Origin of the sequence: Yersinia bercovieri ATCC 43970 (genome assembly GCF_013282745.1) — a bacterium.
In the GTDB taxonomy this organism is placed as follows: Bacteria; Pseudomonadota; Gammaproteobacteria; order Enterobacterales; family Enterobacteriaceae; genus Yersinia; species Yersinia bercovieri.
The window spans coordinates 135,178-159,995 of the sequence record NZ_CP054044.1; the positions used below are offsets into that span (position 1 = coordinate 135,178).

Consider the following 24,818-nt stretch of genomic DNA (forward strand, 5'->3'; position numbering starts at 1 on the left):
GAAAGTTATTCTTTTTCATGTGAAAGTTATGCCTGAAAAAGAGGCAATGGAAATACTTGAGCAGGAATCGCTATGAAACCAAAGCAGCGGCAGGTTGCTATACTGGAATATCTCCAGCAACACGGTAAGACGGCAGTTGATGAACTCGCCGACCACTTTTCGACCACCGGAACCACTATCCGTAAGGACTTAACCACTCTCGAGAAAGAGGGGGCGGTTATTCGTACCTACGGCGGCGTGGTGTTAAATCGTGATGATGTCGAGCAGCCAATTGACCGCAAAACACATATCAATACCGATAAGAAAAAACAGATTGCCCAAGCGGCCAGTCAACTGATCAAAGATGGCGACAGCCTGGTTTTTGATGCCGGGAGCACGGTGTTACAAATGGTGCCGCACCTGACAAAATTCAACAATATCACGGTGATGACTAACAGCCTGCATATCGTCAATGAGCTGGTTGAGTTAAATAACGATCAAACAATTCTGATGCCAGGCGGCACTTACCGTAAAGGCTCAGCCTCTTTTCATGGTAGTCTGGCGGAGTCTGCATTTGATAATTTCAGCTTCGATAAGCTGTTTATCGGCGCAGATGGTGTTGATTTGAAAGCCGGTGTCACCACGTTTAACGAAGTTTACCATGTCAGTACCGCGATGTGCCGTGCCGCCAGCCGCATCATTCTGCTGGTCGACTCCTCCAAATTTGGCCGTAAAAGCCCGAATGTAGTTTGCCCATTAAGCGCCGTTGATACCCTGATTACCGATAAAGGGATTAGCCCGGAATATTTGCAGGCACTACAAGAGATGGGCATTAACATCATTCTGGTTGATAAAAATGAGTAATCCACTGCTGACCTACGCCCGTGAAACACTGGAAATTGAGCTGACAGAAGCCCACAAGTTGCTGTCTCGATTAGATGATAATTTTATTCGTGCATGCGAGCTGTTGCTGGCCTGCAGCGGTAAAGCGGTGGTGTCCGGTATCGGAAAATCCGGCCATATCGGCAAAAAGATCGCCGCCTCACTGGCCAGTACCGGCACCCCCGCATTTTTCGTCCATCCTGCCGAAGCATTACATGGCGATTTGGGCATGATTGGCCCGCAGGATGTGCTGATTTTTATCTCCTACTCTGGCCGGGCTAAAGAGCTGGATCTGATTTTGCCCCTGCTGGCTGACAGCCATATTCCGGTGATTGCTATCACTGGTGGTAAAGAGTCACCACTGGCACAAGGTGCCGCCTGCGTATTAGATATCAGTGTTGAGCATGAGGCCTGCCCAATGGGGCTAGCTCCCACATCCAGCGCAGTAAATACCCTAATGATGGGTGATGCACTGGCAATGGCATTGATGCGCCATCGCGGCTTCAATGCAGAAGATTTTGCCCGCTCACATCCGGGGGGCAGCTTGGGTGCGCGCTTGCTAAATCGCGTCCATCATTTGATGCGAACCGGTGATCGCCTGCCGGTAGTGAATGAATCCGACAGCGTTATGGAGGCGATGCTGGAGCTGAGCCGTACCGGACTCGGGTTGGTGGCAGTATGCGATCCGCATCAGCGGGTGGTTGGCGTGTTTACCGATGGCGATTTGCGCCGCTGGCTGGTAAAAGGCGGCACATTACAACAACCACTGGCGGGGGCGATCACCCGCCCCGGCTTCCGATTACCTGAACAGTGGCGTGCTGGCGAAGCGCTGGAAGCACTGCATCAGCATCATATCAGTGCAGCACCGGTGGTAGATCTGCAAGGGAAACTGGTCGGCGCCATTAATCTGCATGACCTGCATCAAGCGGGGATTGCTTAATGATAGCGGCGGGGCATGGCACTCAACATCATGCTCCGCGCTCACTATCTGCCGCCAAAGATTAGCGCCAGTTAGGATCTTGCTGTAACTGCTTTTTCAGCAGCGCCTGAATGTGCTCATCAGGGCGGCCCAGCCATTGATAAGTGGCGAATTGACTCGGGTTATCCAGTGCTTGCGGCTTATCCTCCACCGAGACTCTCATCCCCCACGCCTGCCAAACTTGCTTTTTATTCTGGCTAAATGCCACCCACATAAATTGGTTGCTGCAATCATGGGGTTTACAAATGCGGCCCACTTTATACTGCTGCCCTGCCCAATTGATGACCTCATACGGCCCTGAGGTTCCCACCCCTTTGCGCGCCCATGCCGGCAGGTTTTTTTGGCTCTTGGTCATTTTCTGCCAGCTATTCTTATAAACCGGCTGTTGCAGAAGATCCGCCGTGGTCGGCAGGGGTTTAGCCGGCGTAGCCTGAGAAGGTGCCGAAGTTGAAATGGATGAAGCTAAAACGGTTGAAGTTGCACTGGCTGGCTGCGCGAAGGCCCAGGAGCTGGCACTGAGTATCACCGCAGCAGCAAGACAATGGAGGGTTTTATGACCTTTCATTATCGAAATCCTTATGATCTGATTAATCTACTCGCCGGAGTATTGAACATGCTCTCTGTGCAACTGATTTGCAGGCGTAGTGTTGGTTTGCCTGTCTATGACCATCAACAGTAGAAAAAGTTGATCCATAGCACGAATTTTCACGCTAATTCCAGTTATACCACAATCGGTATGACAGCTTGAGTTAAGCTATGAACCAGATGATGATGAGAAGGCCATGCCATGTTAACCTATGAGTTACCCAAAGAACCCGAGAAGCTCTATTACTCTGCCGGGGATGCCCATCCGCTGGACAAGCTTGAGACCGATAAGATCATCCAGATGGTGATCGATCTTGATGTCGCCAACTCAGACAGCGAGCACTATGTCACCGGCTGGATGGGACTCAATAGTGTGGTGGTGGTGCGTAACTATCAAAATAAGCGCGGCACGGCCAACGGTTTTGTAGTGAGCAAAGGCGATCGCTATCGGCTAAGTATTCAGTCGATTGAGTTCCGCATTCCGAAAGCGGTGCTGTGGATGAGCTTTCGCCGCAAGCCGCGCACCATGGAGTTAATCACCTACGAAACACTGGGTGAGCAACCTGGCGGTATGCAGCAATACCGCAATATCCTCGACGAAGAGCTGCTACAGCAGTTGGATGCGGATTGGCGCGAACTAAATGACTATCTGGGAGCCGCCTGCTGGCAACTGGAGAACGACACCCCGCTGTGGCAGCAAGCCCAACTGCAGATAACACCGGAGGCGATTAGCCAGTTAGCCGATGCCGCCATCTTTCGCAGCAAACCCTTGCAAGCTGACGGCGATTACGCCGGTTTCTGGGCTGGCGAGTACTTTTTTGCCGTCAGACACCCCACGGCCGCTAACCCACTGCCTGCCATAGAGATCTCCTGGCGCGAAAATGAGAAAGAGATTGGTAGCTATCAGTTTAGTCTGATCAACGATGAAGCTGGCAAGCCTAAGCTGTCACTGTGTATCCGCCCCCGCAAAGGCGCGGAGAGTTATCTGCTTAACCGCTTTGATGCTCATCATCTGCAACGTGCCATCGCAATGTTTACCATGACCCAGCGCCATTTGTTACCGTAAACCGCAGCCAGCAAGCTTATCCCGATGAGCTTACACCAGTAAGTGATTCGGGTAGGCGAGCGCCGCTAACACCCCTGTGGTTTCAAGGACGAAGAATATCCCCCCAAAGTCATTGGCGTTGTAGGTAGGCAGCAAGCAAGCTTATCCCGATGAGCTTACACCAGTAAGTGATTCGGGTAAGCGAGCGCCGCTAACACCCCTGTGGTTTCAAGGAAAAAAAGCCATCCCCAAAGTCATTGGAGCCACAGGTAGGCAGCCAGCGAAAGCATCCCGATGAGCTGACTCAAGTCAGTGATTCGGGTAAATGAGCGCCGTTAACACCCCTGTGGTTTCAAGGACGAAGGGGATTACCACCATAAATGGAAATGATGCACCGGCCCAACCCCCCGCCCCACCTCAAGAGTATCGGCTTGCTCCAATGCCCTCTGGAGATAGCCTTTGGCCGCATTGACTGTATCCCCCCAGTTGGCGTGCCGTGGTCGCAACGCCGCTAGTGCTGCTGATAAGGTGCAACCGGTGCCGTGGGTATGGCGAGTGCTGATTCTACGGGTGACAAAGCGCTGCTCCCCTTGCGCGGTAAACAGCCAGTCCGGGCTATCTTCGCCACTTAGGTGACCCCCTTTCATCAGCACCCCCTGGCAGCCTAGCGCCAACAGCGCCCGCCCCTGCTCACGCATCTCTTGTTCATCGCGGGCAGATTGGCAATTGAGTAACGCCGCGGCTTCCGGCAAGTTCGGCGTAATCAGGTCTACCTGTGGCAGCAGTAGCTGGCGCAGAGCCGCCACTGCCTCCGGTGCCAACAGCGGATCACCACTTTTCGCCACCATCACGGTATCCAGCACCACAAATGCAATTGGATAGCGGCGCAGTTGCGCGGCGACCACCTCAATAATGTCGGCATTGGCCAGCATACCTATTTTGGCGCTATCGATGCGCACATCACTCAGCACTGAATCCAGTTGCGCGGCGACAAAAGCGGGTTCGATGGGATAGAGCGACTGCACGCCGGTGGTGTTTTGCGCCACCAGCGCGGTGATAACCGTGGTGCCGTAAGCTTGCAGAGCAGAGAAGGTTTTCAGGTCAGCTTGAATACCCGCGCCACCACTGGGGTCAGTTCCGGCAATGGTGAGTGCATTAATACGCTTCATGAATACATCCCAACACTCACATTCGTAAGCGATCGGGCAAATAGCGCGGGATTCACAGTGACAACTAAAGAAAAAGCGGCAGGTTGAACGTACATATTCCTCCTAACCGGCGGTCAAGAAGGCGGAACCCTGCGGTGCCGAGACTTCCCTACGCTGGTATAATCCAGATCAGGTAATACGGGTATATCTCAGCCAAACCACTTTTGTGGCGGGCACCCCGAGTCAGAATTGTTATTATCATCGGCAGGTGATAGAAGGTCAACGATGCATTCGCAAAACAAATAATCAAGAGAACAAAAATACGCTGTACTGGAGAGATAACTGAAGAATGAGTATTGAGATTCGTCTGTATCAGGAGAGTGACCGCCCCTTTCTGCGCACTTTGTATCTGGCATCACGCCGTGACGCCTTTAGCTGGCGGGATGGCGAGTGTTTTCACCTGGAAGATTTTGACCGTGCCACTCTCGGAGAGACCATTTTGGTGGCCATCGATGGTGATCAACACTTGGGTTTTGCCTCAATTTTTATCGAGGAGAGCTTCCTGCATAATCTGTTTGTTGATCCTGCGGCGCAATATCTCGGGGCGGGAAAAGCACTATTACTGGCAGCACATGCACTATTTACCCGCCATGGCTCACTGAAATGCCTGGAAAAAAACCAACGGGCGCTGGCGTTTTATCAAAAACAGGGGTGGATGGCGATTGCTACCGGCAAGAGCATTGACGGCGACTATATTTTGATGCATTGGCATAATGAAAAAATTAAATAAGAGAGGGAGCATCAGGCGCTCCCTCAAATGACTAAATAGGGGCTGATGCCTTACTCCCCGCGCAGCGTTTTGACATCATCCACTTTGATATTCAGTGTTGGCTAGAGTCCATCACGATCGGCAACCTTATAAAGCTTATCTCTTGGCTTGAGATTTTTTAGTTTTGTATCAGTGAGCATGTCAGTGTCTCTTGCTAAGTAATACCGTCAAAAATACCGTCAGAAATTTGAGTCTTCCCTCAATCTTTATCCATCGTCAAAAAGAGAAAACCCCCTGCCAAGGCAGAGGGTTTAAGGGTTTGGCTATCGTGGTCAATACTCTTCAAAAGGCAGTAGGCTATTCCCACTCAATGGTTGCTGGTGGTTTACCACTGATATCGTAAACCACGCGCGAGATACCATTCACTTCATTAATGATACGATTTGAGACGCGCCCCAGGAACTCATATGGCAGATGCGCCCAGTGTGCGGTCATGAAGTCGATGGTTTCAACCGCACGCAGTGAAACAACCCAATCATATTTGCGACCATCGCCCATCACGCCAACCGAACGAACAGGCAGGAACACGGTAAAGGCCTGGCTGACTTTATTGTAGAGATCCGCTTTGTGTAGCTCTTCGATAAAGATAGCATCGGCGCGGCGCAGTAAATCGCAATACTCTTTTTTCACTTCGCCAAGCACGCGGACACCTAAACCAGGGCCAGGGAATGGATGGCGGTATAGCATGTCGTACGGCAGGCCCAACTCCAGACCAATTTTGCGCACTTCATCTTTAAACAGCTCTTTCAGTGGCTCTACCAACCCAAGTTTCATCTCTTTCGGCAAGCCGCCCACATTGTGGTGAGATTTAATCACATGCGCTTTGCCGGTAGCAGATGCAGCAGATTCAATCACATCTGGATAGATAGTCCCCTGCGCCAACCACTTAACTTGCTCTTGTTTGCAGGCTTCTTCGTCGAAAAGCTCAACAAATACGCGACCAATGATTTTACGTTTGGCTTCTGGTTCGTCCACTCCCGCCAGTGCCGAGAGGAAACGATCTTCTGCGGCCACATGGACAATATTCAGGCCGAATTTATCGCCGAACATCTCCAGCACCTGATCCGCTTCGTTCAAACGCAACAGGCCGTTATCAACAAACACACAGGTCAGGCGTTTGCCAATGGCACGATGCAATAGCATTGCGGTCACTGATGAGTCAACACCGCCGGACAGGCCGAGGATCACGTGGTCCTCACCGATTTGCTCACGCAGGCGGACAATGGCGTCTTCGATGATAGTAGCAGGTGTCCATAGCGCTTCGCAGGCGCAGATGTCCAGAACAAAGCGCTCCAGCAGACGTTGGCCTTGCTTGGTGTGGGTCACTTCTGGGTGGAACTGCACGCCATAAAAACGTTTTTCTTCATTGGCCATAATGGCAAATGGGCAGGTGTCGGTGCTGGCAACAGTGACAAAATCAGAGGGGATAGCGGTGACTTTATCGCCATGGCTCATCCACACATCCAGCACTGCTTCACCGGCTGGATTGATGGCATCTTTGATATCACGGATCAGTGCGCTATCAGTTTTAATCTCAACCTGCGCGTAACCAAATTCGCGCTGATTTGAACCTTCAACTTTGCCGCCCAGCTGCATTGCCATGGTCTGCATGCCGTAGCACACACCTAGCACAGGTACACCTGCGGTGAACACATAGTCAGGCGCACGTGGGCTGTCGTGTTCGGTGGTGCTTTCAGGGCCGCCGGAAAGAATGATACCGCTTGGATTAAATTCACGGATCTGGGCTTCAGTGACATCCCACGCCCATAATTCACAATAGACACCAATCTCACGAACACGGCGCGCCACCAGTTGAGTGTATTGCGAGCCGAAATCAAGAATAAGGATGCGATGTTGATGGATATTTTTTGTCATGTGCGGAAAATTCCAAGGGTTTTTAATAAAAGAAATAATTGAAAGCATTCCATCGGCAGGACTCAAGAAAGGAGTTAACGCCCGCTGCAGAGCATGTGCAGCGGACGATCACCCAATTCGCCAGTTTCAGCCCGAGGAGTTAGCCCATGCGGTAGTTTGGTGACTCTTTAGTGATAGTCACATCATGCACATGGCTCTCTTGAATACCGGCACCACTGATACGAACAAACTCAGCTTTGGTGCGTAATTCATTGATGGTGCCACAACCGGTCAGCCCCATACATGAACGCAGGCCCCCCATTTGTTGATGCACAATCTCTTTCAGCAGACCTTTGTACGCCACGCGCCCTTCAATGCCTTCCGGAACTAATTTATCGGCCGCATTGTCGGTCTGGAAGTAGCGGTCTGAGGAGCCTTTGGACATCGCGCCCAGTGAACCCATCCCGCGGTAAGATTTGAATGAGCGGCCTTGGTACAGCTCGATTTCACCCGGAGACTCCTCAGTACCGGCCAACATGGAACCGACCATGACGCAAGAAGCGCCCGCCGCGATGGCTTTGGCGATATCACCGGAGAAACGAATCCCCCCATCGGCGATAACCGGAATACCGGTGCCTTCCAGCGCTTCGACCGCATCTGCAATCGCCGTAATCTGTGGCACGCCGACGCCTGTAACAATGCGGGTAGTACAGATTGAACCAGGGCCGATACCCACTTTAACCGCACTCACCCCTGCATCCGCCAGCGCTTTTGCGCCCGAGCCAGTCGCGACGTTACCGCCCACGATTTGCAGGTTTGGATATTTAGCACGGGTTTCGCGGATACGTTGCAGCACACCTTCGGAGTGACCGTGGGAGGAGTCGATCAGTAGAACATCAACGCCAGCAGCAACCAGCGCGTCGATACGCGCTTCGTTACCTGCTCCGGCACCGACAGCAGCACCAACCCGCAGACGACCGTGTTCGTCTTTACAGGCGTTTGGCTTGCGTTCTGCTTTTTGGAAATCTTTCACGGTGATCATGCCGCGCAAGTGGAAGCTGTCATCAACAACCAACACTTTCTCGACGCGTTTTTCATGCATTTTTTGCAGCACAACTTCGCGCGCCTCGCCCTCCTTGACGGTAACCAGACGATCTTTCGGTGTCATCACCGCCGTCACTGGTTGCTCCAGGTCGGTAACGAAGCGAACATCACGGCCAGTGATGATCCCAACCAGCTCATAATCTTCGGTCACCACCGGATAGCCGGCGAAACCATTACGGGCGGTCAGCTCTTTAACCTGGCGAAGAGTGGTGGTTGGTGTAACAGTCTGTGGCTCAGTGACAACGCCACTTTCATGCTTTTTCACCCGGCTAACTTCTTCAGCCTGGCGCTCAATGGACATATTTTTGTGGATGAAACCTAAACCGCCCTCTTGCGCCAGCGCAATGGCCAGACGAGCTTCGGTAACAGTATCCATCGCTGCGGAGAGCATAGGGATATTTAGGCGGATAGTTGCGGTCAGTTGAGTGCCAAGTTCCGCCGTATTAGGCAGCACTGTGGAGTGGGCTGGAACCAGGAGAACGTCGTCAAATGTTAGTGCTTCTTTCTTGATACGTAGCATGGGCAATATCTCACCAAGGTGAATGTGAAAAGATAAAATATTGCCGTGGCATTCTACAGAGCGTAACCGTTTGCCTCCAGTACTTTCTCATAATATTTCTTGCCAACAGGTGTGAGGCAGGTAATATCGATCAATTAAGTGCTTGTTTTAAAATTTGATCCAGGTCACATGCCACTATCTTCTGCATCAACAATTTTTACGGTCAGCCGCCTTAATCAGACGGTGCGACAGCTGCTGGAAATGGAAATGGGCCAGATTTGGCTCACTGCCGAGATCTCCAACTTCTCTCAGCCGTCGTCCGGTCACTGGTATTTCACCCTGAAAGACGATCGGGCGCAGGTGCGTTGCGCGATGTTCCGCAACACCAATCGCCGCACCACTTTCCGTCCGCAAAATGGCCAACAAGTGTTGGTCAGGGCATCGATTACGCTGTATGAACCCCGTGGTGATTATCAATTAATCGCCGAGAGCATGCAGCCTGCCGGTGACGGATTGTTGCAACAACAATTCGAGCAGCTCAAGCAGAAATTGGCCGCAGAGGGGCTTTTTGACCAAACTAACAAGCAATCTCTGCCCAGCCCGGCTAAACAGGTCGGGGTGATTACCTCCGCCAGCGGCGCGGCTCTGCACGACATTTTGCAAGTTTTACAGCGCCGTGATCCCTCACTGCCGGTCATTATTTACCCGACAGCGGTGCAAGGTGCCGATGCACCATTGCAGATAGTCCGCGCCATTCAGCTCGCTAACTTACGCGCTGAATGTGATGTATTGATTGTCGGGCGTGGTGGCGGCTCGCTGGAGGATCTGTGGAGTTTCAATGACGAGCGGGTTGCCCGCGCCATCTTTAACAGCCGCATTCCGATTGTCAGTGCTGTCGGTCATGAAACCGATGTCACTATTGCTGATTTTGTTGCCGATTTACGCGCCCCTACCCCTTCCGCTGCCGCAGAGTTAGTCAGCCGTAACCAGATTGAATTGGTTCGGCAAATACAGGGGCAGCAGCAACGGATGGAGATGGCGATGGATTACTATCTGGCGCAACGTGGGCAGCAGTTCAGCCGCCTCGAACACCGGTTGCAGCAACAACATCCCCATTTACGACTGGCACGTCAGCAGACACTGCTGTTGAAGCTGCAACGACGCCTGGCAGAGAGTGCGCAGAACCAGATTCGCTTATTGGGTCGGCGCAGCGAAAAGCTCCAGCAGCGCTTGGTTCAAGCGCAGCCGCAGGGGCAGATCCACCGCTACCACCAACGGGTACAGCAGCAAGAGTACCGTTTGCGTCAAGCACTGGAGCGCCAGCTCAATGGCTATCGTCAGCGCTTTGGCATCGCCTGCTCACAGTTGGAAACCGTCAGCCCATTAGCGACATTAGCCCGCGGCTACAGCGTCACTCAGACCCCTGCGGGCGCACTGCTCAAGAGCACCAGGCAAGTGCAAGCAGGTGATAAATTAACCACTCGGCTGCAAGATGGTTGGGTGGAGAGTAAGATTACCCAGATCAATGTGGCGAAGAAGCCGCGCCAGCGCAAAGCAGCAAAAGAGTAGCGGATCCGTTTCAGCCCCTCGTGGCGCTATCAGAGTGTCGGCAGGTAACTAAAGCGCACACGGCTTTTCGAAATCAACCCGTGACCCTGCTGGCAAAAATAGTCGACTGCGCCACAGGCTTTAAGCACTTGCAGCGGTTTGCCGCAATCAGGGCAATCAGCCTGCTGCTGGTAGCTGCCATGGCAGTTAGCGCAATGATAGTGACCACTGACTTCTGTCATCACTTTTTGGCAAATCGGACATAACGCATCCATCATTTCTCTCCTGTTTTGCGGTTCAACACTCAAATTACGCCCAGCGAACGTAAGAGATAGATCCCAAGTGCGGTGGTGAAGAATGAACCGACCGTGGTGAGCGCAATAATATTCGCCGCCAAAGTGGCATTGCCCCCCATCGCACGGGTCATCACATAGCTACCTGCGGCGGTTGGCGTGGCGGAAAAGAGGAAGATAATTCCTAGCGTCGCGCCACGGAATCCCATCAGCAAACCGCCGAGGGTCATCAGCATAGGCACCACGAATAGTTTGGCCACCGAAGATAACGCTGCCACATTAGACGAACGGAACATCGCCTGCCAATCGAGACTCGCCCCGGTGCACAACAGCGCCAATGGAAGTGCTAAGCCAGAGATATAGCTACCGGTCTGGGCAATCACCGTAGGAATAGGCAAATGGGTTTGAGCATAGGCTAAACCACATAGCAAACCGATAATCAGGGGGTTAGTCACAATGCTGCGTAACAAGGCCATTTTGCTGATTTTCCCGCCCTGCCCGGCTTGCAAGCTGCGGGTGAGTGTAATCACCGACAGCATATTAAATAGTATCACCGTTACCGTTAGGTACATCGACCCCAACGCAACCCCCTCTGCGCCATAAGCGGTCATGGCGAAAGCCAAACCGACAATTGCCGTATTAGCCCTAAATCCACCCTGCACGAAGACACCGCGCTCTTTCGGGTCTTTGACCAGCCATTTGGCGGAGAACTCAAGTAACAAGAAGGTGAACAACGTCCCAACAGCACCATAGATAACCAGTGGTAGGTTATCCATCAGGCTAACATTATTGGTGGCGACACTGAAAAACAGCAAGCAAGGGAGGGCGAGATTGAAGACCACGCGGGTCGCACCATCGCAGAAGCGGTCATCCATCAAACCACCACGCCGTAACAGCACACCGAGCAACATCATCAATAAGTTAGGTACAGTAACACCGAATGCGAAACTCCAGGTTTCCCATGACATGGCGGGTATTCAACTCCTTTTGTCTACCGGTAAGCGGCCCAGGCCGAAAGTTGCCAAAATGGCATCTTAAATACTGTACGCTAAAAAGGCAAAAAGCGCGGAATGCCCGCGCTTTGCTGTGGTTACTTACTTTTTTTCAGGTGCGAGACCAAACGCTTACGTTTACGCATCTGATTCGGTGTCAAGGTATTGCGTTTACCCGCAAACGGGTTTTCACCCTCTTTGAACTGAATGCGAATTGGCGTACCCATTACTTTCAGTGAACGGCGGAAGTAATTCATCAGATAGCGTTTGTAAGAGTCTGACAGATCCGTCACCTGATTGCCGTGGATAACCACAATCGGCGGGTTATAACCGCCAGCATGGGCATACTTCAGCTTAACACGACGGCCGCGAACCAACGGAGGTTGATGATCTTCCTCTGCCATTTGCATAATGCGGGTCAGTAATGAGGTGCCTACTCGCTTGGTAGAGCAGTCATAAGCTTCCTGTATGGATTCAAATAGGTTGCCCACGCCACTGCCGTGCAAAGCAGAAATAAAGTGAATACGAGCAAAGTCAACAAAGCCAAGACGCAGGTCTAGCATATCTTTAACCTGCGCACGGGCCTCTTCTGTCATGCCATCCCATTTATTGACGGCAATAACAAGTGATCGCCCACTATTTAGAATAAAGCCTAACAGCGACAGATCCTGATCCGAAATACCATCACGGGCATCAATAACCAACAGTACAACGTTGGAGTCTTCAATGGCCTGCAAGGTTTTAATAACTGAGAATTTCTCAACAGTTTCAGTCACTTTGCCGCGTTTACGCACACCAGCGGTGTCGATCAGAACATATTCACGCTCGTCACGGGTCATCGGGATGTAAATACTGTCACGGGTGGTGCCCGGCAGGTCATACACCACCACACGATCTTCACCGAGGATGCGGTTAGTTAGTGTGGACTTACCTACGTTAGGACGCCCAACAATAGCCAACTTGATTGGCAGAGTCCGCGGATCGAAATCATCCTCTTCATCTTCCGGAATTTCGTCGTCACCAGCTTCCTGCGCCGCCCAATAGGCCGCATTGGCCTCTTCATCGGTCAGCTCAACTTCAGGCTCTTCGGCGTCAATGTAAGGCGCCATAACATCTTCAATCAGTTGGGTAACACCACGGCCATGGGAAGCCGCAATGGCATGTACTTCACCCAAGCCTAATGAATAGAAGTCGGCTGTTGCAGTATCCGGGTCAATACCATCAGTTTTGTTAGCAACTAAAAAGGTGGCTTTCTCACGGCTACGCAGATGTTGGGCAATGCCCTGATCCGCAGGCATCAGCCCGGCGCGCGCATCAACCATAAATAGGACAATATCTGCCTCTTCAATCGCCAGTAACGATTGACCAGCCATCTTGGTTTCTACGCCATCTTCTGTGCCATCAATACCTCCGGTATCGATAACAATAAACTCATGACCCTCGACCTCGGCACGACCATATTTACGGTCACGCGTTAGCCCGGGAAAGTCCGCAACTAACGCATCACGGGTGTGCGTTAAGCGGTTAAATAGAGTGGATTTACCCACATTCGGGCGCCCGACCAGCGCGATGACAGGTATCATTGTTGAAGCCTCATTACTTAATTTTCAAAGCGTTACAGCGCTGTACCGAACTTTCAACAGCGCAGTTTTTAGAAGACAAACGGCCCCTGAACATCAGGAGCCGCTTTAAATCCTTCGTCCTTGAAGTTGCAGCGGTGTTAGCGGCATTCACTCACCCGAATCACTGACCGGTGTCAGTTCATCGGGATTCATTCATTTGCAGCCTTGCTGTAACTCCAATGACCTTGGATGATACCCTTCGTCCTTGAAGTTGCAGCGGTATTACTTGCTGCAACGCCAATGACTTGGGTATTGACCTGTTAAACAGGCACTGAATCAAAATTAACGGGTAAAGGCGTAAACCGTGCCGCCTCTGGCCTGAACCAACAGTTTATCGCTGGCAACCACTGGCGCACTTAAGAAGCCAGAGCTATCCACGCTCTGTTGAGCGACGAAACGACCATCATCAGTATTCACCCAGTGCAGATAACCTTCGGCATCACCGACAACCAGATAGCCATTATACATCACTGGAGCGGTCAAGTTACGATGTAATAAATCGCTTTGACTCCAAAGAGTTATACCGCCATCAGTTTTCAGCGCGACAATGCGGTCATTCTGATCGACCAGATAGATGCGGCCACCGTCGACAATAATGTCGTTCACTGCACCCATCTCACGCTTCCACAGAATCTGGCCGGAACGCAGATCCAGTGCCGTCAGGTTACCGTTGTATGCCAGTGCATAAACCACACCATCAACCACCACTGGCGTCGTATCGACATCATTCAGACGGTCAATTTCAGTGGTGCCGGTCACTTGAGAAATACGCTGCTGCCAGATTAACTGACCCTGTTCCATCATCACCGCACTGACGCGGCCATTATCGCCACCAACAATTGCAGCACCGAATGCCACAGCTGGCGCAGATTCGCCACGCAGGGACAAAGCTGGTGTATCCAGATTGAGTGTCCATTTAATCGCGCCGTCAGATTCATTCAGCGCTTGCAGCATACCATTTGAGGTGTGGATCAGAACCACACCATCACTGGCCACAGGGCGAGATAGTGCTTCACCCGCCACCACGGTCTGCCATGCAATCTGACCATCGTCAGAGTTCAGGGCATACACCACTGCTTTCTCGCTACCGACATACACATGTGCACCTGAAGCCGTTACGCCACCCGATAACATTGCAGAGCGGTTGCTGGAAAGGAAGTTAGTTTTCTCAGACAGATCGGTTTGCCAAATTTGCTTGCCAGTGTCTGCATCCATGGCTTTCACCAGACCTTTACGGTCTGCGGCGAAGACAGATGTCCCCTGCCAGGCTGGACGTAAATGAGAGTAATAATCACCAACACCACCACCAACAGAGGTGCTCCACACCTTAGTTGGCGTGAATTGGTTCTCAACTTTTGGCAGTGGTGACATGGTAACCACATCTTCTTCACTGTTAAACAGTGAACAACCGCTCAATAGGGCAACAGATACCAGTCCTACTAAGAGTGTTTTACGCAATTGCATGGGAATACCCCTTAGCTGGACAAATTATTCAATTTCATGCGCAGCAGAGCTTGCAGCGCCTGAGAAGCATTGGATTCGACGCCTTTACTGTAAGCGGCACGCGCACCTGAGATGTCACCTTTGCTTAATAACGCATCACCACGGACATCTTGCGCCATCGCTGTCCAGCCATCACCTTGCACTGCATCCAGTGTTTTCAATGCTTCGTCTGGTTTTTTCAATTGCAGTTGCAAACGAGCGAGACGCAGATTAATCAGTGACAGCAGGTTTTCATCTTTTGTCTGGCCCAGCGCTTGAGTCAGCTGCTGTGCTGCTTTATCAAACTCGTTTTGCTCAACGAAATGATGCGCCAGCTCTAACCCGGCAAGTACGCCATAGTTATTTTTATTGCCCTGAACAAATTTTTCAGCAAGCGCAACACCATCAGCACTGTTAGCTGACAAAGCATCACTAGCTTGCTGATAGGCAGTGGAGGCCTCCGTCATGGCACTATTCTGATGACTCTGCCAGTAACGCCAACCCACTAATGCAGCAATCCCGAGCACCACACCCACGGCCAGCGCTTTACCATTCTCGCTAAAGAAGCGGCGCACTGCATCAACCTGGTCATTATCAGTGGTATAGACTTCCACGGTGTCTCTCTCCTTAACCCAACATCAAAGCCAGACGCGCAGCAACATCCGCTTGCGCCAGCGTTTCTTGTTCACCATTTCGCAAATCTTTGACGACCACTTGATCTGCAGCCACTTCGCTTTCGCCAAGCATTAATGCCACACTAGCCCCCCACTTATCAGCGCGGGTAAATTGCTTTTTGACATTGCCACCGCCGTAATTGGTCATTAATTTCAGTGTTGGCATGGCATCACGCAAGCTTTCGGCGAGTAGCATCGCGGCGCTTTGCGTATTTTGACCTGACGAGATGACATAAACGTCAACGGTCGCCGGTACCTGGAAATCAGCATTGACTGCCTGCACCAATAGGACCAGACGCTCCAGCCCCATCGCGAAACCAACAGCCGGCGTTGCACGACCACCTAATTGCTCGACCAAGCCGTCATAACGCCCACCGGCACAAACGGTGCCTTGTGCGCCTAAACTGTTGGTCACCCACTCAAATACCGTGCGGTTGTAATAATCCAGGCCACGAACTAAACGCTCATTAACGGTATATGGGATGCTGGCTTGGTCCAAAAGTTCACACAGACCTGCAAAATGTTGTTTTGACTCTTCATCCAGGTAATCAGATAGCTTAGGTGCATCATTAAGCAACTGTTGAACATCGGGATTTTTGGAGTCCAGTACCCGTAACGGGTTGCTATACATGCGGCGCTTACAATCTTCGTCCAGCACCTCAACATGCTGTTCCAGGAACGTCACCAGTGCTTCACGGTAATCAGCGCGAGCATCCAATGACCCAATGGAGTTCAACTCAAGCTGCACGTGCTCTGAGATCCCCAAAGCACGCCACCAACGGGCAGTTAGCAGAATCAATTCGGCGTCAATATCTGGCCCTTGCAGGCCGAAAACTTCGGCACCCAACTGGTGGAACTGACGATAGCGGCCTTTCTGGGGGCGCTCATAGCGGAACATCGGGCCGATGTACCACAGACGCTGCTCCTGATTGTACAGCAGACCATGTTCAATACCGGCACGTACGCACCCTGCGGTGCCTTCCGGGCGCAGTGTCAGACTTTCGCCATTGCGATCGTCAAAGGTATACATCTCTTTTTCAACCACGTCGGTGACTTCACCAATAGCGCGTTTGAATAACGGGGTCTGCTCTACAATCGGCATACGAATTTCGCTGTAGCCGTAGCCTGCAAGCACTTGCTTCAAGATGCTTTCAATACGCTGCCATATCGCCGTGTCGGCCGGCAGGTAGTCGTTCATACCACGGATGGCTTGAATGTTCTTTGCCACATCTGTTCTCTGTAGTTTTATCCCCATCTAACGGGAAGTAGCAACGCTATCAGCAGCCACTCCCGCGAGCTTGGGCATAGTGCAAAAAATAAAGTCGATTATAGAGGTTTGCCATCCACTTATTCAATGGCGGCAATTTGTTACCTCTACAAGCGCAATATGCAATATAAAGTGGGCGCTATCCACTTTTCATGTTGGTTGGCATGCATACTGGCTAATAACACACTACCAGCAGCACCTATCTGCACCCAACGACCTATTTATCATCCAGCAGATTGATAGTAATTCGGTTATTGGCATCAAGCATTGATGCTTTGGCACGAATCTTCGCTTCCAACTGATCAATCATGTTTTTGTTATCAAAGCGCTCTCTCTGACGAACACCATCTTCGTAGAAACCACTTTGGTTACGTGCACCAGTCACACCAATGGTCGATACCAATGCCTCACCCGGCCCATTGACCACACAACCAATGATAGAAACATCCATCGGCGTAATCAGATCTTCAAGCCGTTGTTCCAACGCATTCACTGTACCGATAACATCAAATTCCTGACGGGAGCAGGTTGGACAGGCGATAAAGTTAATCCCGCGCGCACGTATCCGCAGAGATTTAAGGATATCGAAGCCGACTTTAACTTCCTCAACGGGGTCCGCAGCTAACGAAATACGCAGGGTGTCGCCGATACCCTCTGACAGCAGCAAACCCAGCCCAATGGCCGATTTTACTGAGCCACTGCGCGCACCACCGGCCTCAGTGATCCCTAAATGCAGAGGATTATTAATTTGTTTGGCTAACAGGCGGTAGGAGTTTACCGCCAGAAAAACATCGGAGGCTTTAACACTGACCTTAAACTGGTCGAAATTGAGGCGATCGAGAATATCGACATGACGCATCGCGGATTCAAGCAGGGCTTCCGGCGTAGGTTCACCATATTTCTCCTGAATATCTTTCTCCAGCGAACCACCATTAATACCAATACGGATAGGGATATTGTGATCGCGGGCACTGGCAACCACCTCCCGAATACGGGATTCGTTACCAATATTGCCGGGGTTAATTCGTAAGCAATCAACACCATATTCAGCGACTTTAAGGGCAATCCGGTAGTCAAAGTGAATATCGGCAACCAGCGGTACATTCGACTGCTGTTTGATCAACTTAAATGCTTCAGCCGCATCCATCGTCGGCACCGAGACACGTACGATATCCACGCCAACACGTTCCAATGCCCTGATTTGGGCAACTGTGGCATCAACATCCGTGGTTTTGGTATTGGTCATTGATTGCACTGTAATCGGTGCACCATCACCAATAGGCACTTTACCGACGTAAATTCGGGTAGATTTACGGCGGATAATGGGGGATTCGTTATGCATTACACACTCTCCTTTACAGTCGTGTAGGTTATACAACAGAGCACTCTATCAAAACTATGGTGGTTACCTATCTGCACCACCTTATAGTTTCTCAAGACCACAATATTACTCTACACCGACAGTCAGGCGGGCTACGCGATTAGCCTTAATAAACTTAGTTAAATCTACTGGATTACCCTGATAAGTGATCGTCAGTGCACCCGGCGCACCAATGGTTAGCTTATAGGGCGATTTACCCGATAGATTGAGGGTAGCCCCCCCTTTCTGGATACCGCTAAACAGCGTTTTTCCACTCGCGTCAACAACCTGTAACCAGCAATCAGCTGTGAAGTTCATGACCAATGAACCCGCAGTTGATGCCGCACCATTCACCCCAGCGTCTGCAGTCGGCAATGGTGGTTGTGTGGTAGAAACATCAGGCAACGGAGCCTGACTTGGGGAGACGACCACTGACTCCGCCGGCGTCGTTCCCTGGGTGGTGGTCCCGACACGGCTATTTGCCGTATCGGCTGGTGCCGCACTGTCAGTGACAGGGGCGGTACCATTTGCTGTTGGTGTAGTGTTGGTAACCGGAGCCTGAGCATCCGAAGATGGTGCAGGATCGCTATTATCATCAGTCAGCGGCACAGATTGCCCGCCATTTTGCGACAGTTGAGCAGAGGATTGATCAGCCATGGTGGCTATTTCTGCTTGCTGCGCCTGATGATTTTGCCACCACCATGCCCCGGTCAGCCCCAGCACAACCAACACAATAAGCCAGGTGAATGTCATCAACCAGCCATCGCGTTTTTTATGCTTTTTGCCCAATGAGAAACTCTGCATTGGGGCAACCTTCGCCGCTCTGACTGGCGCTTGTTTTTCTAGCATGGGTAGCAGTTCATCTTCTGGAAGGTGAACTAGTTTGGCGTAAGAACGAATGTAACCACGGTGGAATGTTGAGGCGAGATTAGCTTGTGCTTTATCCTCCTCAAGATCACGGATTGTGGATACTTTCAGACACAGACGTTCTGCAACCGTCTGCTGAGTTAGCCCTAGTGCTTCACGTGCTTGACGCAGGCGCTCACCTGTCGTCTCTGGAACAGTTTGATCTTGGGAGGCTTCAGTATTCATTAGCTAGAAAATGCTGGTACTGTTTGGATTGTGGAAAACTTCGCGCAAGCTGCTTGCCATAGCGTTGAACACTATCTTGACGGCCTGCTAGCGCGGCGAAACGAATTTGTAACCATAAACTTTCAGCACTGGCTGGTAGCGTATGTTGGTAAATATCCAGTAGTAGTTGCGCCTGAGCACGATTCCCTTCACCAAAATGCCGTTGAGCTTCTGCGAGCAGCGGCTCACCTTTATCTGGATCGTACTTCAATGCCCGACTCAACAATAGCCGAGCCTGATCATTTTGATTGGCCCGTAAAAAGCAATATCCGGCGTTTTCCAGACTATCTGCCACCTGGCCGTAATCAGGTAACAGCGCTGCTGCGCTAAACTGTTGTTGGGCCGATACATACTGCCCTAAACTACACAGAAACGCACCGTAATTATTCAGTACAGTGCCATTTCCAGGTGCCAGTTTCATCGCATGTTGATAACGCTGCTCTGCGGCACTGTTTTCACCGATACGTTGCTCATAAAATGCCATGCCCAATTGAGCACGATAATCCTGCGGATCCGCCTCTACAGCCTTCTCAAGATTCTGTCGCGCAGCATTAAGGTCACCTTGCGCCAAATACTCTAAACCCAGTTGTAAGCGCGTCTGCCCTGCCGCTGGCTGATTGGTTTTTTCTGGCGACGAACCAGAACAGCCAGTCAGTATTATTGCTAGCAGGCAAACTCTCCACAGTCTTGTCAGCTTCATGCTTTCTCAATTGTCCTTATGTGTGAAGATGAGTGCCGGAATCAGGCACTCATGTTATTCCCATTACTGAGATTTGAATAACTTTTTCAGCATTGAGCACGCTACAAATTATAAGTTAAATAACAGTTAGTTACCTGTCTTCAGGCAATCTTATCAATCAGACTGTCTTAATGGCAATTGGTTCACCCGCCATTCTCTTTTTCAAGGTGCGCTTGGTGCGATCAATCACTTCTCCGGCTAATTGACCACATGCGGCATCAATATCATCACCGCGCGTCTTACGCACAATGGTGGTAAACCCATACTCCATCAACACCTTAGAGAAACGATCCACTCGGCTGTTTGAGCTACGGCCATATGGTGCACCGGGGAACGGGTTCCATGGAATCAGGTTAATCTTGCATGGTGTGTCTTTTAAACATTCAGCCAGTTGATGAGCTTGTTCCACGCTGTCATTAATGTGATCCAGCATAACGTACTCAACAGTAACCCGCCCGCCATTCGCTTTGGATTTATCCAGGTAACGGCGTACCGCGGCCAGGAAGGTTTCAATATTGTATTTGCGATTGATTGGTACGATTTCATTGCGAATATCATCAGTCGGCGCATGTAATGAGATGGCCAGTGCAACGTCAATCATATCACCCAGCTTATCCAGCGCCGGCACCACACCCGAGGTGGATAGGGTCACGCGGCGTTTGGACAGACCGAAACCAAAGTCATCCAGCATGATATCCATGGCGGGCACAACATTATTTAGGTTCAGCAGGGGTTCACCCATGCCCATCATCACCACGTTGGTGATAGGCCGTGTGCCAGTTGATTTTAATGAGCCGATAATTTTCGCCGCGCGCCATACCTGGCCAATAATTTCGGATACCCGCAGGTTGCGGTTAAAGCCCTGCTGCGCCGTAGAGCAGAATTTACACTCCAACGCACAGCCTACCTGTGATGAGACACACAGCGTGGCGCGGTCGGCTTCCGGGATATACACGGTTTCAACTTGCTGATCACCCACGGTGATGGCCCACTTAATGGTGCCATCCGCAGAGCGCTGCTCTTGTGCCACTTCAGGGGCGCGAATCTCTGCCACGCGCTGTAACTTAGCGCGCAGCGCTTTGTTGATATCGGTCATTTGCTCGAAATCGTCGTAGCAGTAGTGATACATCCACTTCATGACCTGATCTGCCCGGAAAGGTTTCTCACCCATTTGGGCAAAAAATTCGCGCATTTGTTGGCGATTTAAATCGAGCAGATTAATTTTGCCAGTGACGGAGGTGGTGGTTTCCACCACATTGTCAGGTTGAGGAGCAGCATCAATTGGTGTTGATGCAGTTAATAATTGTTCAGACATAAATTGTCGTGGCCTCGTTGTTACACTTTACGGCGCTGTGCTTTAAACCGGGTACGGCTTCAGAAACGGCGATGATAAATAATAGATGAATAAATAATAAAACGCCCCAGGAGAGATGTCTCCACCGGGGCGCGGCATTGTACAAATTTTAGGGCGTGGATTCCATAATTGGAAAGGCGCTCGACCAACTTTATTGTATCCGTTAGTTAAATATCAGCCATTCCCAAACTGGATCAATTAATTAGCTACGGGGAAAAATCTCATCCGCAGCGAAAAAATAAGCGATTTCACGCTGAGCAGATTCAACCGCATCAGAGCCGTGTACGGCGTTCGCGGTGAAGCTGTCGGCAAAATCAGCACGCAGTGTGCCGGCCAGTGCGTTTTCTGGATTAGTTGCGCCCATGATATCACGGTGGCGCTGAACCGCATTTTCGCCTTCAAGAACCTGAACCATGATCGGGCCAGAGGTCATAAATTCAACCAAACCATCAAAGAATGGGCGGCCTTTATGTTCAGCGTAAAAACCTTCAGCCTGTTCTTTGGTCAGGTGCAGCATTTTTGCAGCAATAATTTTGAAACCAGCACTTTCAAAACGCGCGTAGATAGCACCGATGTCGTTATTGGCAACAGCATTTGGTTTGATGATGGAGAAAGTACGTTCTAAAGCCATGATAACCTCTATTGGATTTCTAATATTGACCGGACTCGGAACCGCCCCTAACAGCCTTAAATAAGGGGGTAAGCTTGGCTGACAGGCAGCGCCTGAACACTCAATGTTACCGACCTGTATAGGTGGCCGCCGATTATATGTTCGCTATCAGCGATTGCATACGGGAATCACAACATTTTATTAAAAATAATTTATCCTAATTACTCATTTTTATGCACAACTCACATTTTACATATAAATCATCCTGATAATCTCAAACGTCTCAACCCTATTTAAAGCTCCTTTGTATAGGTAAATCCAACTTTTTTCTTTACAATCGCTGAGGGTTGGCTAATCACCTCTGAAACTAAAGTCCGCCTCCCTATACTAGCCGCATATCTGGCCAGGCCTCTAATCGCTGCCGTTCCCCCGCCCCGTATTGTCCCTTCAGATGCAGGATGCAGTACATAAGCAGGATCGGTTAATGAGCCAGCAATACCCACATCAGTTTCATTAATATCAACAGCCAAAGTAATACTCACTATTCGTCCTGCCAGACGAACGATGACATAAACATAATCCTCACGACTGGTTCTTAACCAACTATCAACAACATCACTGACAATATGTGATGCAGAAATAGCCCCGTCTATATTGGCCTGCGCACTGGTAGCTCCTTCACTATGTGTTTTTTCATCAACATCCTTTGAGGCAATTCCCCCTTCAGATGGCTTTTCCTGCTTATATAATCGCCGCCACTCGCTTATCGTAGGAATAACCCGTTGCCGGGCAGCCAGTGTCTTTTCAGGTGCGCCAGTAATAATTTCAATCTCAAAATGAGAATTAGCATATTCAACCCAGTAGCCATTTTGATGTATTCTGGGTATGGTCTCTACATAATTAAAGGTTTCCAATGCCAATTCATAACGACCCAAGGATAAAGTTTGGGTATTCTGTGGGGAGACAACCGGATCATTTTGATTATTGAAGTACAAATAGGTGGCATAACCGAGTTGAGAAAAGTCGAAGGCTGTTTTTAAGTGGAGCTGTTCATGATGTTCATCTGCAGCGATATACTCCCTAACATTATTAATTAAACGTGTTTCGGTATCAACATCAGAGACTGCATAACCGGTATTTCCCTCCTGAAGAATTCGCGCAATTACTTGACCAAAAATTTCATTATTCCAACTGGTGAGAGTGCCACCAAACAGTAACGTAAAATCCGTCATAATATTAAGGGTCCAGTGAATACAAGGATTAAGGTCACGCCGAGAACGGATATGTGGGAGTAATTGCTCCTTCATCGATACTTGACAGGCCAAAGCCGTGGCCGGAATTGTCAGTGATTTTTTATCCATAGAGGTATTGACATGAGTCAATGTGGCTTCAATCTTTGAAGAGGGGGTCAACTCGCTATCTGCAAAAAGAAGAGGCTCATTGGCACTTATTTTAGGCAGCGGCTTAGATGAGCCAAAAACTTGCAATATCTTATCGTGACCACCGCTAAAAAAATCAGAGGCACTTGATACAAAACGATCTGCTTGGTTGCAATGCCCCTGCACAATATAATTATAAATATTAAGCAGGGGTATGGACCAACAAGCAACGGCTCCGCTGATATCTCGTATCTTTCTGCTATAAACCTTCTCTGCTGTCATCACGATTTTATCAATTATAATTGATCTATTTTCATTCGTATTCGCGTTTACCAGAAAAAAATTTATATTAACATCCAAGGGATCAAATAGATATCCAATAAGCGGGGTGTAAAAGGTGGGCTGAGTTCCCATAGATTCAATAAACTGCACCTCAAAATATCCACCATTAAAGCGTGCTAACATTGACAAACTTTCACTTTCATCGTTCAGATCAAAATAAGCTGCATTATCTAACCTGTCATAAATAATGTATATTTTCTTATTTCCAACTTTAATTAACCCGCCATCAGTGATAAATATAAGGAAATCATCATTGCCAGTTAACTTGAAGCTAAGGAGCATCTGCTTTGATCCTATTTTTTCATCAATCCAATAATCCCCAAAAACCTGCCTAATCGGCAGTGTCATATATTTTTTTATCGCGCAAGAGTGGTCACAAAGAAAATTATTATCTTGATAGGCCTTGAGACTGCTTATGTGATTATCCATTCCTATATCTTTCAGGTCATCAAACGAGTAAGTTTCCGTTAAGGTAAATTCATCTCCACTGTAGTTATCATTTTTATAAACAGTAACTTGCATACCTCTTGGTACTGTTATGGAGTTTATTTGGTCATTAAGTGAATTCAATAGCGTGTGGGGACCCTTAATCTTATCGTGACTATATAGATCAATCTGCTTACCTTCAGATAAACAAATTGCATCACCAATAAAATTATCACTCTCATAAAGACACACTGCATCTTTTACTCTTAATGAACTTGTTTTATCATTAAACCATCGAAGGTTTTGAGAGTGTAATAAATCGGTATCACGGTTCAGGGTGAATGAGTGACCAGAGAAATCCACATGTTCATAGAGAGTGACGACCATACCATGAGGAACTTTGACAGATGAAATTCTATCATTCCATTGAGGAAAAAGTGAATGGGAAAAAAAACCCTCTTCAGCACAAAAACTCTCCCCAACATAAGACTCATTGGCATAAAAGCAAACTTTGGGTTGTTCTGCCATAACATCACAATTTAATATTAAAAGCATTGAAACAAATAAGAGAACGCGATTATTTTTTATCATGCCAACTCTCCTCGCGGCTAACTCATATGAATTATAAAGTGCAGGGTAAACACTCAGCGACAGATTAATTACTCTAGCGAATAATCTAAAAATTCATATTTCTT

At 49.7% G+C, this 24,818-nt stretch carries 21 protein-coding genes and 1 riboswitch; of the genes, 5 read left to right on the top strand and 16 right to left on the bottom strand.

All coding sequences use genetic code 11. From position 1 onward, the window contains the following. Positions 1 to 72: 72 nt before the first annotated feature. Positions 73 to 843, top strand: a complete 771-nt coding sequence (gene srlR, locus HRK25_RS00710) for a glucitol operon DNA-binding transcriptional repressor SrlR (protein ID WP_005273204.1) — start codon at positions 73 to 75, stop codon at positions 841 to 843. After that, positions 836 to 1,801, top strand: a complete 966-nt coding sequence (gutQ, locus tag HRK25_RS00715; protein ID WP_032897444.1) for an arabinose-5-phosphate isomerase GutQ — start codon at positions 836 to 838, stop codon at positions 1,799 to 1,801. The genes srlR and gutQ overlap by 8 nt, the downstream gene beginning before the upstream one ends. Before the next feature lie 61 nt (positions 1,802 to 1,862). Here gutQ and HRK25_RS00720 read toward each other — a convergent pair whose 3' ends face one another. After that, positions 1,863 to 2,405 (bottom strand): inhibitor of vertebrate lysozyme family protein, encoded by a 543-nt coding sequence (locus HRK25_RS00720; protein WP_005273199.1) that lies wholly within the window; start codon positions 2,403 to 2,405, stop codon positions 1,863 to 1,865. A gap of 222 nt (positions 2,406 to 2,627) precedes the next feature. On the opposite strand from HRK25_RS00720, the gene HRK25_RS00725 reads away from it, so the two are divergent. Beyond that, complete coding sequence (locus HRK25_RS00725; protein WP_005273197.1) at positions 2,628 to 3,491, top strand: hypothetical protein; 864 nt, start codon at positions 2,628 to 2,630, stop codon at positions 3,489 to 3,491. A gap of 347 nt (positions 3,492 to 3,838) precedes the next feature. Here HRK25_RS00725 and thiD read toward each other — a convergent pair whose 3' ends face one another. After that, the gene (gene thiD, locus HRK25_RS00730) at positions 3,839 to 4,639 is read right to left on the bottom strand and encodes a bifunctional hydroxymethylpyrimidine kinase/phosphomethylpyrimidine kinase (RefSeq protein WP_005276979.1); all 801 of its coding nucleotides are present in this window, start codon (positions 4,637 to 4,639) and stop codon (positions 3,839 to 3,841) included. 128 nt (positions 4,640 to 4,767) lie between these two features. Next, a riboswitch (TPP riboswitch) is annotated at positions 4,768 to 4,869 on the bottom strand. 98 nt (positions 4,870 to 4,967) lie between these two features. Between thiD and HRK25_RS00735 the strand changes: the two genes are divergently transcribed. Continuing rightward, the gene (locus HRK25_RS00735) at positions 4,968 to 5,408 is read left to right on the top strand and encodes a GNAT family N-acetyltransferase (RefSeq protein WP_005276976.1); all 441 of its coding nucleotides are present in this window, start codon (positions 4,968 to 4,970) and stop codon (positions 5,406 to 5,408) included. A 336-nt stretch (positions 5,409 to 5,744) separates the two neighbouring features. Here the strand turns inward: HRK25_RS00735 and guaA are convergent, their stop codons facing one another. Both guaA and guaB read right to left on the bottom strand, forming a co-directional pair. Next, the gene (gene guaA / locus HRK25_RS00740) at positions 5,745 to 7,322 is read right to left on the bottom strand and encodes a glutamine-hydrolyzing GMP synthase (RefSeq protein WP_005276975.1); all 1,578 of its coding nucleotides are present in this window, start codon (positions 7,320 to 7,322) and stop codon (positions 5,745 to 5,747) included. Between the two features lie 139 nt (positions 7,323 to 7,461). After that, positions 7,462 to 8,925, bottom strand: a complete 1,464-nt coding sequence (gene guaB, locus HRK25_RS00745; protein WP_032898467.1) for an IMP dehydrogenase — start codon at positions 8,923 to 8,925, stop codon at positions 7,462 to 7,464. A 168-nt stretch (positions 8,926 to 9,093) separates the two neighbouring features. On the opposite strand from guaB, the gene xseA reads away from it, so the two are divergent. Beyond that, positions 9,094 to 10,473, top strand: coding sequence for an exodeoxyribonuclease VII large subunit (gene xseA / locus HRK25_RS00750; protein ID WP_005276972.1), 1,380 nt, complete (start codon positions 9,094 to 9,096; stop codon positions 10,471 to 10,473). 29 nt (positions 10,474 to 10,502) lie between these two features. Here the strand turns inward: xseA and HRK25_RS00755 are convergent, their stop codons facing one another. The 12 genes from HRK25_RS00755 to HRK25_RS00810 form a co-directional block, all read right to left on the bottom strand. Then, positions 10,503 to 10,727, bottom strand: coding sequence for a zinc ribbon domain-containing protein (locus HRK25_RS00755; protein ID WP_032898466.1), 225 nt, complete (start codon positions 10,725 to 10,727; stop codon positions 10,503 to 10,505). A gap of 29 nt (positions 10,728 to 10,756) precedes the next feature. After that, positions 10,757 to 11,713, bottom strand: a complete 957-nt coding sequence (locus HRK25_RS00760; protein ID WP_005276968.1) for an AEC family transporter — start codon at positions 11,711 to 11,713, stop codon at positions 10,757 to 10,759. 122 nt (positions 11,714 to 11,835) lie between these two features. Continuing rightward, positions 11,836 to 13,320, bottom strand: coding sequence for a ribosome biogenesis GTPase Der (gene der, locus HRK25_RS00765; protein WP_005276966.1), 1,485 nt, complete (start codon positions 13,318 to 13,320; stop codon positions 11,836 to 11,838). Between the two features lie 321 nt (positions 13,321 to 13,641). After that, positions 13,642 to 14,823 carry an outer membrane protein assembly factor BamB gene (bamB, locus tag HRK25_RS00770; protein ID WP_005276964.1) on the bottom strand — a complete coding sequence of 394 codons (1,182 nt, stop codon included), beginning with the start codon at positions 14,821 to 14,823 and terminating at the stop codon, positions 13,642 to 13,644. Between the two features lie 11 nt (positions 14,824 to 14,834). Beyond that, positions 14,835 to 15,455, bottom strand: a complete 621-nt coding sequence (locus tag HRK25_RS00775) for a YfgM family protein (RefSeq protein WP_005276962.1) — start codon at positions 15,453 to 15,455, stop codon at positions 14,835 to 14,837. 13 nt (positions 15,456 to 15,468) lie between these two features. After that, on the bottom strand, positions 15,469 to 16,743 hold the full coding sequence (gene hisS / locus HRK25_RS00780) for a histidine--tRNA ligase (protein ID WP_032898465.1): 1,275 nt from the start codon (positions 16,741 to 16,743) through the stop codon (positions 15,469 to 15,471). A 256-nt stretch (positions 16,744 to 16,999) separates the two neighbouring features. Then, positions 17,000 to 18,124, bottom strand: coding sequence for a flavodoxin-dependent (E)-4-hydroxy-3-methylbut-2-enyl-diphosphate synthase (gene ispG / locus HRK25_RS00785; RefSeq protein ID WP_005276959.1), 1,125 nt, complete (start codon positions 18,122 to 18,124; stop codon positions 17,000 to 17,002). Between the two features lie 105 nt (positions 18,125 to 18,229). Next, a complete protein-coding gene (gene rodZ, locus HRK25_RS00790; RefSeq protein WP_032898464.1) occupies positions 18,230 to 19,234 on the bottom strand; it encodes a cytoskeleton protein RodZ in 1,005 nt (334 codons plus the stop codon). Beyond that, positions 19,224 to 19,973, bottom strand: a complete 750-nt coding sequence (gene pilW, locus HRK25_RS00795) for a type IV pilus biogenesis/stability protein PilW (protein WP_005276955.1) — start codon at positions 19,971 to 19,973, stop codon at positions 19,224 to 19,226. Before pilW ends, rodZ begins: the two co-directional genes overlap by 11 nt. Positions 19,974 to 20,130: 157 nt before the next feature. Continuing rightward, positions 20,131 to 21,327: a dual-specificity RNA methyltransferase RlmN gene (rlmN, locus tag HRK25_RS00800; RefSeq protein WP_005276953.1), complete on the bottom strand. Its 1,197-nt coding sequence runs from the start codon at positions 21,325 to 21,327 to the stop codon at positions 20,131 to 20,133. Positions 21,328 to 21,568: 241 nt separating this feature from the next. Next, positions 21,569 to 21,997 carry a nucleoside-diphosphate kinase gene (gene ndk, locus HRK25_RS00805; protein WP_005276952.1) on the bottom strand — a complete coding sequence of 143 codons (429 nt, stop codon included), beginning with the start codon at positions 21,995 to 21,997 and terminating at the stop codon, positions 21,569 to 21,571. A 272-nt stretch (positions 21,998 to 22,269) separates the two neighbouring features. Next, entirely contained in the window at positions 22,270 to 24,714 is a 2,445-nt protein-coding gene (locus HRK25_RS00810; RefSeq protein WP_099460508.1) for a beta/gamma crystallin-related protein, read from the bottom strand. Positions 24,715 to 24,818 lie beyond the last annotated feature (104 nt).

Bases quoted from the DNA above. Each gene is read 5' to 3' on its own strand.
- srlR (WP_005273204.1), top strand. From the start codon at position 73: ATGAAACCAAAGCAGCGGCAGGTTGCTATACTGGAATATCTCCAGCAA.
- gutQ (WP_032897444.1), top strand. From the start codon at position 836: ATGAGTAATCCACTGCTGACCTACGCCCGTGAAACACTGGAAATTGAG.
- HRK25_RS00720 (WP_005273199.1), bottom strand. From the start codon at position 2,405: ATGAAAGGTCATAAAACCCTCCATTGTCTTGCTGCTGCGGTGATACTC.
- HRK25_RS00725 (WP_005273197.1), top strand. From the start codon at position 2,628: ATGTTAACCTATGAGTTACCCAAAGAACCCGAGAAGCTCTATTACTCT.
- thiD (WP_005276979.1), bottom strand. From the start codon at position 4,639: ATGAAGCGTATTAATGCACTCACCATTGCCGGAACTGACCCCAGTGGT.
- HRK25_RS00735 (WP_005276976.1), top strand. From the start codon at position 4,968: ATGAGTATTGAGATTCGTCTGTATCAGGAGAGTGACCGCCCCTTTCTG.
- guaA (WP_005276975.1), bottom strand. From the start codon at position 7,322: ATGACAAAAAATATCCATCAACATCGCATCCTTATTCTTGATTTCGGC.
- guaB (WP_032898467.1), bottom strand. From the start codon at position 8,925: ATGCTACGTATCAAGAAAGAAGCACTAACATTTGACGACGTTCTCCTG.
- xseA (WP_005276972.1), top strand. From the start codon at position 9,094: ATGCCACTATCTTCTGCATCAACAATTTTTACGGTCAGCCGCCTTAAT.
- HRK25_RS00755 (WP_032898466.1), bottom strand. From the start codon at position 10,727: ATGGATGCGTTATGTCCGATTTGCCAAAAAGTGATGACAGAAGTCAGT.
- HRK25_RS00760 (WP_005276968.1), bottom strand. From the start codon at position 11,713: ATGTCATGGGAAACCTGGAGTTTCGCATTCGGTGTTACTGTACCTAAC.
- der (WP_005276966.1), bottom strand. From the start codon at position 13,320: ATGATACCTGTCATCGCGCTGGTCGGGCGCCCGAATGTGGGTAAATCC.
- bamB (WP_005276964.1), bottom strand. From the start codon at position 14,823: ATGCAATTGCGTAAAACACTCTTAGTAGGACTGGTATCTGTTGCCCTA.
- ispG (WP_005276959.1), bottom strand. From the start codon at position 18,124: ATGCATAACGAATCCCCCATTATCCGCCGTAAATCTACCCGAATTTAC.
- rodZ (WP_032898464.1), bottom strand. From the start codon at position 19,234: ATGAATACTGAAGCCTCCCAAGATCAAACTGTTCCAGAGACGACAGGT.
- pilW (WP_005276955.1), bottom strand. From the start codon at position 19,973: ATGAAGCTGACAAGACTGTGGAGAGTTTGCCTGCTAGCAATAATACTG.
- rlmN (WP_005276953.1), bottom strand. From the start codon at position 21,327: ATGTCTGAACAATTATTAACTGCATCAACACCAATTGATGCTGCTCCT.
- ndk (WP_005276952.1), bottom strand. From the start codon at position 21,997: ATGGCTTTAGAACGTACTTTCTCCATCATCAAACCAAATGCTGTTGCC.
- HRK25_RS00810 (WP_099460508.1), bottom strand. From the start codon at position 24,714: ATGATAAAAAATAATCGCGTTCTCTTATTTGTTTCAATGCTTTTAATA.